Here is a 9,964-nt window from a genome sequence, read left to right as displayed (position 1 = left end):
CCTGCACGCGGATCAGACGCGCACAGCCAAGCCGAGGCAAGCGGTGTCAAGCATCAAGTGAAGCCACAACGTCAAGCATCAACCGAGACAAGACACGCCGTGACCCAGCAGGAGGGCACGAAGTTCCTCAACGAGTTCAAGCGGCTCGACGTGGGCTTCGCCTTCAAGAAGGGCACCCCGCTGGCACCCGCCTTCCAGGCAGCGGTGAACAAGCTCAAGGCGGACGGGACGTACGACCGGATCCTGAGGAAGTGGGGCACCACCCAGTCGGCGATCGAGAAGTCGGAGATCTCGCCGCCCGAGCTCAAGTGACCTCCCACGGCCGAGCGACGTTGCGAGCGAACCTTATGAGCGACCCGACCAGCGACCTGACGCAGGGTCAGCAGTCACATCCGCAGTCGCAGCCATCACAGCAGCAGCCGTCGCAATTGCTGCAGCAGTCACAGCTATCGCAGCAGTCGCCGCAGTCGCACTGACTGCAGAGACCCTCGCGGCGCTGTCGGCTCCAGGGGTCCTCGAACGTGCCGCAGCACATCTGGCACGTACACGCGAGCCCCGCCCAGACCAGGCAGCCTGCGATCAGCCCCCGCCGGTCGCGGCGCGGCGGCTCGGGAGGAGCCGGCGGGCCGTAGGGACCACCAGGAGGAGGCGGTGCATACGGCCCGCTGAGCTCCGGCTGATGCGAGCAGCTCGCCGTGCCGAAGGCGCGGTTCACCGAATTCCGCAGCTCATGGGCGAGCAGCACATGCACCAGCTTGTCGTCCACGAAGCGGGCGTCGCGCAGTGCGAGGCGCACCCCGTGCACCGCGTCGTCGGCGAGCCTGCGCGCCTCGGCGAGCGAGGTGCCGGTCGCCGTGAGCGGGTTCCAGGAACCCGACGCGGCGTCAGCTTCCCTGTCCTCCACGGCATCCAGCAGATGTGCGAGCCGCCCGAAGAGCCGTCCGGCCTCGGCGAGCGGAGGTATGTTCTCGGGCCGCCCGGCCAGTACGGCGGTGTGCGCGAAGGCGGCCGCGGTCGCCGTCTCGGTCGGCTCGGTGACCGTCAGCAGCGGCGTGCCGGGCCCGGCCAGCGCCTCGATCCCGGCCTGCCGGTCGACCGCGTCGAGCAGCACCGCCGTGTCGAAGCCGAGTTCCGCGCCGGTGCGGGCGCCCGCCCGGTCCCAGCCCGCGGCGACCTTGCGGGCGGCGGCCGCCACCGGCCTGCGGGCCAACACCCCGTCCCGGTCCACGACGTGGTCGCGTATCTTCGCCGACGCCAGCACCAGCGAGACGGCGGCCGCAAGCCGCGCTCCCTCGCCCCGGGCGACGGGTGCGGTGCGCATGGCACGGAGCGGGCAGGGGCCCGCGGTGCGCCGGGAGGCGGGGGTGCGCTCGGTCTGAGCCTCCGTCAGAACCGAGACGATCAGGCCGTCGTAGTTGGTCACGACCCGTGCGAACTGGCCGTGGTCGGCGCGAAGTGCCAGGCAGAGCCCGCAGAGATGGGCCATCCACTCGCTCTTCAGCCCCTCGCTGAGCCGGTGAGTGCATGGCCTGACGATTCCGAACACGACGGTCCCCCGAGAGTCGTTCAACAGTGCGGTGCGCATCGTATCGAGCGATCCGTTCACCCGTACGTCCCCACGATCACCCGTCTGGCCCGACTTTCATATTTTGGGCCTGCCACGCCCCGTACGCAGGAGGAATCTTGACGAATCGCCACATGTTCTGCACCAGTACCGTCACGAATCCCCTGCGCGGCGACTATCCACTTGGCGCGCGATCCGCATTATGGACGACCATAGGGGTGCGGAACGAAAGAAGACCGCAGTGAGCGGACCGCAGCGAAAGGAGGCGTCCATGGGATCTGTGCGCAAGGCGAGCGCCTGGCTGGGACTCGTCGAGGACAGCGACGAGCGTTACTACGACGACGAGTACGCCGAGGGTGCGGAGTCGGGTGACGCGTGGGTCACCGACCCGCGGGTGCGCGTGGCCTCCGAGTCCGCCCAGGAAGAGGGCCGCCGGATCGCCACGGTGTCGCCCTCCAGCTTCCGGGACGCCCGCGGTATCGGTGAGCTGTTCCGGGACGGCGTCCCGGTCATCGTGAACCTCACGTCCATGGAGCCCTCCGACGCCAAGCGCGTGGTGGACTTCGCCGCCGGGCTGACCTTCGGGCTGCGCGGCTCCATCGACCGCGTCGCGACCCGCGTCTTCCTGCTGAGCCCCGTGGACACTCAGGTGGTCAGCGGGGAAGCCGCGGGTCGTGTGCAGGACGGTTTCTTCAACCAGAGCTGAGCAAGGCGTTCGCCGGCCGCCCCGGTCTACCGGAAGGCGTCGAGGCCGGTGAGCGCCTTGCCCAGCACCAGCTGGTGCATCTCGACGGTGCCCTCGTAGGTGAGCACCGACTCGAGGTTGGTCGCATGCCGCATCACGGGGTACTCCAGCGAGATCCCGTTCGCACCGAGGATGGTGCGCGCGGTGCGGCAGATCTCGATCGCCTCGCGCACATTGTTGAGCTTCCCGAAGCTGACCTGCTCGGGCCGGAGCTTCCCCGCGTCCATGCGGCAGCCCAGATGGTGGGCCAGCAGGATGCCTTTGTGCAGTTCGACCGCCATGTCCGCGAGCTTGGCCTGGGTGAGCTGGAAGCCACCGATCGGCCTGCCGAACTGCTCGCGCGTCTTCGCGTACTCCAGGGCCGACTCGAAACTGGACCTGGCCGCCCCCATCGAGCCCCAGACGATTCCGTAGCGGGCATGCGTGAGACAGCCGAGCGGGCCCTTGAGACCGATGACGTCCGGCAGTACGGCGTCGGCGGGCAGCCGCACCTCGTCCATGACCAGCTCGCTGGTGACACTCGCGCGCAGCGACCACTTGTGCTTGATCTCGGGGGCGGAGAAGCCGGGGGTGTCGGTCGGCACGGCGAAGCCGCGGATGCCCTCGTCGGTCTGCGCCCAGACGACGGCTACCCCGGCCACCGAGCCATTGGTGATCCACATCTTGCGGCCCGTCAGCACCCAGTCCGAGCCGTCGCGCTTGGCGAAGGTGCGCATCCCGGCCGGGTCGGAGCCGTGGTCGGGCTCGGTGAGGCCGAAGCAGCCGATGATCTCGCCCGCCGCCATGCCGGGCAGCCAGCGCTGCTTCTGCTCCTCGGAACCGAAGCGGTGGATCGCGTACATGGCCAGGGAGCCCTGGACGGAGACGAGCGAGCGGATGCCGGAGTCGGCGGCCTCGAGCTCCAGACAGGCGAGGCCGTACTGGACGGCGGTGGCGCCCGCGCAGCCGTAGCCCTTGAGCGACATGCCGAGGGCGCCGATCGAGCCGAGTTCGCGGGCGAGTTCGCGGATGCCGGGCAGCTCGCCGCGCTCGTACCAGTCGGCGATGTACGGCAGGACGCGGTCGGCGGCCCAGCTGCGGACGGTGTCGCGGATCGCGAGGTCTTCGGGGTCGAGCAGATCGTCGATGCCGAGGGGATCGCGCGGGTCGAAGGGCGCGGGCTTCGAGGGTGCGGACATGACGTGGGCCTCCGGCGGCGCTCACTCAGCGGGACACGGAAAACTAGCAGTGTTAGTTACGGCTCCGGCTGACGTTACGACTCAGTGTGCCGCGCGTCCAGACCCGGTCGCTTCGGCCGGCTCGCGGCTCGCCGGGAGCGAGACCTCCGGACGCCTCGGCGCCGGGCACTTCTCTGCCACCGTCGCGCACTCCATGACCCTCGGCAGTCGCAGCGCCGCGAGCGCGCCGAGCAGCAGCAGACCGGCGCTGACCAGGAGCGTGACATGCAGGCCGTTGACGAAGGAGTGGCGGGCCGTGGAGCGCACCATCTCGCCGCTCGTGCCGCCGAGGCGGTCGGCGACCTGGTAGGCCTCGCCCAGTGAGTTGGAGGCGGCCGAGCCAGCAGAGCCAGGGACGCCGCTCAGCGCGGTGAGCGCGGGCGCGTAGGCGGCGTTCATGACACTGCCGAGCAGTGCGATGCCCATGCCTGCGCCCAGTTGGTAGGAGGTCTCACCGATCGCCGCCGCCCCGCCCGCCTGGTCCGGCGGGGCCTCGCTGAGCATCGACTCGTACGCCCCGAAGAGCGTGGTCTGCAGTCCGAAGCCGAGCAGAACGAAGCCCGTGGTCAGCAGCCAGGGCCGGTCGTGCTGCCCCATGAGGGTGAGCAGCAGCACGGCCGCCGCGGTGAGCACGAAGCCCCAGCCGACCATCCGGCGCGGGCCGATGCGGTGCAGGGTGTGGGAGCCGGTGGCGCCCGCGGCCATCGCGGCGAAGGTCAGCGGCAGCAGCCGCAGGCCGGTCTCCAGCGGGCTGAGACCGAGCACCAGCTGGAGGTACTGCACGGCGATCAGCTCCAGGCCGACCAGTGCGAGCATGGCGAGGATGATGCAGCCGACCGAGGTGGAGAAGGCGGCCCTGGCGAACATCCGCATATCGATCAACGGGTGCTCGCGGCGCTTCTGCCGGCGTACGAACAGAGCGAGCAGCACACCGCCCAGCAGCAGCGGCCCGACCGCCTTCACATCGAGAACGCTGTCACCGGCGCCGAGCCGCTTGATGCCGATGACTGCGCCGAGCACGCCGGCCGCGGCCATCAGCGCGCCGAGCACGTCCCAGGGTCCGTCGGAGCTGCCGCGGGACTCGGGCAGCAGCCAGCGCCCGACGGGCAGGATCAGTGCCATCAGCGGGATGTTGATCAGGAAGACCGAGCCCCACCAGAAGTGCTCGACGAGAAAGCCGCCGAGTACGGGACCGGTGGCGGCGCCGACCGCGGCCACCGCGGTCCATATACCGATCGCCGTGGCGCGCTCGCGCCGGTCGGGGAAGACCGCGCGGAGTATCGAGAGGGTCGCGGGCATGATCATCGCGCCGCCGACACCGAGCAGGGCACGCGCGCCGATCAGCACTTCGGGGGTGGTCGCGAGTGCGGCGACAGCGGATGCGAGGCCGAAGATCCCGTAACCGATCAACAGCACACGGCGACGGCCGACCCTGTCGCCGAGCGTCCCGAAAAGGATCAACAGCGCGGCACAGATGAGGGGGTACGCGTCCACGATCCACAGAAGCTCGACCCCGCTGGGGCGCAGATCCTCCGTGACGGCGGGGACGGCGACATGCAGCACGGTCGCGTCGAGCGCGACGAGCAGCAGGCTGATACAGAGGACGACAAGAACGACCCAGCGGTTGGCACCGCCACCGGCGGCACGCAGCCGTGCTCCGGCCGTGGTCGTCCCGGACATGTACGTACCTCCCAATGAGTCCCTCGCGCTCGGCGGGCCAGCCGGGGACGATTCTGCTGTCCCACAGGGCGGTCCGGCATCGACGGGCGAGTGAGCCGTCAGAGTACGCGAGTTCAGGCACCCTGCGCGTGGTCAAGCTCTCACCTCTCACGGCACACAGGTGTGGCGTACGCCACGCCACGCCCGGGGCACATGCCGATCTTGGACGCCTCCGAACGGGGGAAAATTCCGTGCGGGACGGCGGTGAACTATTATTTCCACCGCAGAAAGGACCCGTGGTGAGGCGCTCCCGGGCAATAGGACGGGCGGCCTGCGGGATTTCCGAATTGGCCCGGAATAAATCCCGAACTGAGACATAGTCCACATCACATCGTCATCACAAAGCAGCTGGATCGGCCTAGTCGCACACTCACTCGCTGTAACGTCGATTGGGTGCGTACCGACATCTTTGCCCGCCTGGACCGAGAGCCGGAACCGCCGAAGATAGAGATCCCGCGGATGAGCCGCACGCGTCTCACGCTCTTCGGCGGGACGTTGGCGTTCTATCTCGCCATCGTCGTGGCGGTGCTCGCCTCGACCTGGCTGGTGATCATCGACTGGAAGGTCATGCTCTTCCGGCCCTACCAGCAGTGGCCGGAACTCCACGCCTTTCTCGACTACTTCGTGGTACTCGGACAGCGCGGACCCACGGCCGTGATGGTCGCGGCCTGGCTGGGCTGGCGCTCCTGGCGCCAGCACACCCTGCGCCCCCTCCTCGCGCTCGGCGCCGCGCTGCTGCTGCTCAACGCGACGGTTGGCGCCGTCAAGATCGGTCTCGGCCGCCTCGGCCCTCACTACGCGACGGAGATCGGTTCCGCCGAGCTCTTCGCCGGCGGAGATATATTTCCCTCCGGGCACACCGCCAACGCGGTCGTGACCTGGGGAATCCTGGCGTATCTGGCCACCACACCGAGGGCCAGACGCTATCTGTCGGCACTATCGGCAGTGGTCTCCCTGGGTGTCGGTCTGACCACCGTGTACCTCGGTACGCACTGGCTGAGCGATGTACTGCTCGGCTGGGCGGCCGGGCTGCTGATCCTGCTCGCGCTGCCCTGGTGCGAGCCGCTGATCGGTACCGCGGAGGCCTGGATCCTCTCGCTGCGCGAGCAGTGGCGTGCGCGCCGGCTCGCTCCCTCGCTGCCGGTCGCCGCGGGTGGCCCGAGGCCTGGGATGTTCCCGCAGCGTGGACCGTCGGAGGAGCAGGGTCCGGCCCGCGAGCCGGTGGCCGCCGTCGGTGGCCGCTCCACGGCACGTACGGCGACCCAACTCGCTCAGCAGAGACCGCACACGGTGCGCTCCGAGCGGACGCCGGTCACTCCGTCCGGCAGCCGCCGTCCGCCCACGTCCCGGCCGGTCACGGGCGGCTGAAGCCCGGCCGCCGACCACGTACGAGGAAGGCCCCGACCATCACGGTCGGGGCCTTCGTCGTCGGTATCGGGGGACTGTCAGCCCGGCCAGCAGCGGACGACCGTGCCGCCCTCCACCTCGAAGTTGAGCCGCCCCGCCAGATACTCCATGGTGATGATCGCGCCCGGCGGCAGCGCTCTGACGGTGGTCCAGCCGCGCTCACGGGCCAACTGCTCGGCGCCCTCGGCCTGGAGGCCGACATACGACGAGGGAGCGTCGTCGGGCTGTGCGGGAGGGGTCGGTATCGGTGCCATGACACCCACCGTAGGCGGGAGCGGACGGTGACGGAAGCCGGGACAAGTCAGGCTTCAGCAGCCCCATGTACCCCACCGGTCACGCTTCTGTCACAGGATCTCGACACGCGTTCAGCTCAAACTCCGTCACTCGAACGAGCAGTTCAACGCCACCCGCGCGGTAATTCCACATGCCTTTTCGATCATGCTAAATTCCGCTGTGGAATTGCCCGGGGCAGGCGCCGGAGGGTGAATTGACGGACCGTGGAGAAATTCACCGGTTCCTTACAGAATCCCCCCTCGCGTTCGAAGGGTCTCGTCTCACAAGACACATCCCGCCGGGCACACACCCTGTTGGGGTGGACCTGTCGGCGAGCATCATGGCCCCATCCCGATACCGAAGAGACGAAGCCCGAGCCGCGGACAGCGAGGGGGCAGGGATGGGTACGGACACCGCCGAGGCAAAGGTCGAACCTGCGCGGGAACGGCATCCGGGCCGGGTGCTGGTGGACTGGCTGACCACCACCGATCACAAGAAGATCGGGCACCTCTACCTGATCACCTCGTTCGTCTTCTTCCTCATCGCCGGGCTGCTGGCCATGATGATGCGCGCCGAGCTGGCCCGTCCCGGGCTGCAGCTGATGAGCAACCAGGAGTTCAACCAGGCCTTCACGCTGCATGGCACGATCATGCTGCTGCTTTTCGCGACCCCGACCTTCGCGGGCTTCGCCAACGAGATCGTGCCGCTGCAGATCGGCGCGCCCGATGTCGCCTTCCCGCGGCTGAACATGTTCTCGTACTGGCTGTTCCTCTTCGGCGGGCTGATGGTGGTCGCCTCGCTGCTGGTGCCCAGCGGGCCCCCGGCCTTCGGCTGGACCGCCTACGCCCCGCTCAACGGCCTGGAGCGGTCCCCCGGCATCGGCGCCGACCTGTGGATCATGGGTCTCGCGCTCTCCGGCTTCGGCACGATCCTGACGTCGGTGAACTTCCTGGCCACGATCGTCGGGATGCGCGCGCCCGGCATGACGATGTTCCGGATGCCGATCTTCACGTGGAACATCCTCTTCACCACGATCCTGGTGCTGATGGCTTTCCCCGTGCTGGCGGCGGCGCTGCTGGTCCTCGAGGCGGACCGGCGGTTCGGCTCGGTGGTCTTCGACGCGGAGAACGGCGGGGCGCTGCTGTGGCAGCACCTGTTCTGGTTCTTCGGCCATCCCGAGGTCTACATCATCGCGCTGCCGTTCTTCGGCATCATCACCGAGATCATCCCGGTCTTCTCGCGCAAGCCGATCTTCGGTTACGTGACGCTGGTCGGCGCGACCATGGCGATCACCGGGCTCTCGGTGGTGGTGTGGGCGCACCACATGTTCGTCACCGGCGCGGTGCTGCTGCCCTTCTTCTCCCTGCTGTCCTTCCTGATCGCGATCCCGACCGGGGTGAAGTTCTTCAACTGGACGGGCACGATGCTCAAGGGCTCGCTGTCCTTCGAGACACCGATGCTGTGGGCGGTCGGCTTCCTGGTGACGTTCCTCTTCGGGGGGCTGACCGGCGTCATCCTGGCCTCGCCGCCGATGGACTTCCATGTCACCGACTCGTACTTCGTGGTGGCGCACTTCCACTACGTGGTCTTCGGCACCGTCGCCTTCGCGACCTTCGGCGGCTTCCACTTCTGGTGGCCCAAGTTCACCGGCAAGATGCTCGACGAACGGCTCGGCAAGATCCATTTCTGGACGCTCTTCGTCGGCTTCCACACCACCTTCCTCGTGATGCACTGGCTGGGCGCGGAGGGGATGCCGCGGCGGTACGCCGACTATCTGGCCGCCGACGGCTTCACGGTCCTCAACACCATCTCGACCATCGGCTCGCTCCTGCTCGGCCTCTCGACGCTGCCGTTCCTCTACAACGTCTGGAAGACCGCCAAGTACGGCAAGAAGCTCGAGATGGACGACCCGTGGGGATTCGGCCGGTCGCTGGAGTGGGCGACGTCCTGTCCGCCGCCGCGGCACAACTTCACCACCATCCCCCGCATCCGCTCCGAGTCGCCCGCCTTCGATCTGCACCACCTGGAGTTCGCGGCCGTGGAACAGGCCGTCGCAGAGGCGGGCGACGTCAGCCGAGCGCCCGGGACAGGCGGTCCCGCACCGTCCTGATGTGCTCGGTCAGCTCCTCGGGCTCGATCACCTCGAAGTCGACGCCCATGAGCATCACATGGATCACCAGCACATCCAGGCTCGCGGCCCCCGTGCGCAGCACGCAGGTCTTCTCGTCGACCGCCTCGAGGACTCCGTCGGACGGTCCGACGATCTGCGCGGCCAGTTCGGCGGAAGTGTGCAGCCGGATGACCGCCTGGGCGGCGTAGGCGTGTGTCGAGACGCCCTTCGAGACATACGCGGCCAGATCCTCGGCCGGTGGAGTACGCGGGGAGAAGCGCGGGCCGTGCGGCGGCTTCGGGGTGATCCGGTCCGCCCGGAACGTACGCCAGTCGCCGCGGTCCAGGTCCCAGGCGACGAGATACCAGCGGCGCTCGGTGCACACCAGACGGTGCGGCTCGACCGTACGGCGGCTGACGGAGCCGCCGTGGTCGAGGTACTCGAAACGCAGCCGCTCGCTGTCCCGGCAGGCGTTGGCCAGTTCGGTGAGGACGGTGGGGTCGACCTGCGCCTGCGGTGCCCGCAGCATCGGCACGGTGAAGGAGTTCAGCGCGCCGACCCGGCGGCGCAGCCGGTTCGGCAGCACCTGCTCCAGCTTGGCCAGGGCTCGTACGGAGGTCTCGCCGATGCCCTCGATGCCGTGGCCGGCGGCGGTGCGCAGGCCGACCGCGACGGCCACCGCCTCCTCGTCGTCGAGCAGCAGCGGCGGCAACTCGGCCCCCGCGCCGAGCTGATAGCCACCGCCGGTGCCGGGGCTGGCGTTGACGGGGTAGCCGAGCTCCCGCAGCCGGTCGACATCGCGCCGGACCGTACGCGGAGTGACACCGAGCCGGTCGGCGAGATCGGCGCCGGACCAATCGCGGTGGGCCTGGAGGAGTGAGAGCAGACGGAGGAGTCTTGCGGAGGTCTCCAACATGGGTTCGAGTGTG

Annotated in this window: 8 protein-coding genes and 1 pseudogene; 4 read left to right on the top strand and 5 right to left on the bottom strand. The window is 68.8% G+C overall.

Going from position 1 to position 9,964, the window contains the following annotated elements; genetic code table 11:
- Nucleotides 1–90: 90 nt before the first annotated feature.
- A pseudogene (locus ABZS64_RS25490) lies at nucleotides 91–312 on the top strand (transporter substrate-binding domain-containing protein); the annotation flags it as partial.
- A 67-nt stretch (nucleotides 313–379) separates the two neighbouring features.
- Here the strand turns inward: ABZS64_RS25490 and ABZS64_RS25485 are convergent.
- Nucleotides 380–1,546, bottom strand: a complete 1,167-nt coding sequence (locus ABZS64_RS25485; protein WP_355833998.1) for a DUF5685 family protein — start codon at nucleotides 1,544–1,546, stop codon at nucleotides 380–382.
- A 289-nt stretch (nucleotides 1,547–1,835) separates the two neighbouring features.
- Here ABZS64_RS25485 and sepF point away from each other — a divergent pair, with 289 nt between their 5' ends.
- The gene (gene sepF, locus ABZS64_RS25480; RefSeq protein WP_355833995.1) at nucleotides 1,836–2,270 is read left to right on the top strand and encodes a cell division protein SepF; all 435 of its coding nucleotides are present in this window, start codon (nucleotides 1,836–1,838) and stop codon (nucleotides 2,268–2,270) included.
- A 26-nt stretch (nucleotides 2,271–2,296) separates the two neighbouring features.
- On the opposite strand, the gene ABZS64_RS25475 is transcribed toward sepF, so the two are convergent.
- Together ABZS64_RS25475 and ABZS64_RS25470 are read right to left on the bottom strand one after the other, a co-directional pair.
- Entirely contained in the window at nucleotides 2,297–3,487 is a 1,191-nt protein-coding gene (locus tag ABZS64_RS25475) for an acyl-CoA dehydrogenase family protein (RefSeq protein WP_355833992.1), read from the bottom strand.
- Nucleotides 3,488–3,568: 81 nt separating this feature from the next.
- Nucleotides 3,569–5,206: an MFS transporter gene (locus ABZS64_RS25470; RefSeq protein WP_355833988.1), complete on the bottom strand. Its 1,638-nt coding sequence runs from the start codon at nucleotides 5,204–5,206 to the stop codon at nucleotides 3,569–3,571.
- Nucleotides 5,207–5,638: 432 nt separating this feature from the next.
- Between ABZS64_RS25470 and ABZS64_RS25465 the strand changes: the two genes are divergently transcribed.
- On the top strand, nucleotides 5,639–6,613 hold the full coding sequence (locus ABZS64_RS25465; RefSeq protein WP_355833985.1) for a phosphatase PAP2 family protein: 975 nt from the start codon (nucleotides 5,639–5,641) through the stop codon (nucleotides 6,611–6,613).
- Nucleotides 6,614–6,690: 77 nt separating this feature from the next.
- On the opposite strand, the gene ABZS64_RS25460 is transcribed toward ABZS64_RS25465, so the two are convergent.
- Nucleotides 6,691–6,906, bottom strand: coding sequence for an I78 family peptidase inhibitor (locus tag ABZS64_RS25460; RefSeq protein ID WP_355833982.1), 216 nt, complete (start codon nucleotides 6,904–6,906; stop codon nucleotides 6,691–6,693).
- A gap of 419 nt (nucleotides 6,907–7,325) precedes the next feature.
- Between ABZS64_RS25460 and ctaD the strand changes: the two genes are divergently transcribed.
- A complete protein-coding gene (gene ctaD / locus ABZS64_RS25455; RefSeq protein WP_355833979.1) occupies nucleotides 7,326–9,035 on the top strand; it encodes a cytochrome c oxidase subunit I in 1,710 nt (569 codons plus the stop codon).
- Here ctaD and ABZS64_RS25450 read toward each other — a convergent pair.
- Nucleotides 8,995–9,951, bottom strand: coding sequence for a YafY family protein (locus ABZS64_RS25450; protein WP_355833977.1), 957 nt, complete (start codon nucleotides 9,949–9,951; stop codon nucleotides 8,995–8,997). The genes ctaD and ABZS64_RS25450 overlap by 41 nt on opposite strands.
- Between the last annotated feature and the right edge of the window lie 13 nt (nucleotides 9,952–9,964).

Source organism: Streptomyces sp. NPDC005408, assembly GCF_040606445.1.
In the GTDB taxonomy this organism is placed as follows: domain Bacteria; phylum Actinomycetota; class Actinomycetes; order Streptomycetales; family Streptomycetaceae; genus Streptomyces.
This window is presented reverse-complemented; position numbering and strand designations above follow the sequence as displayed.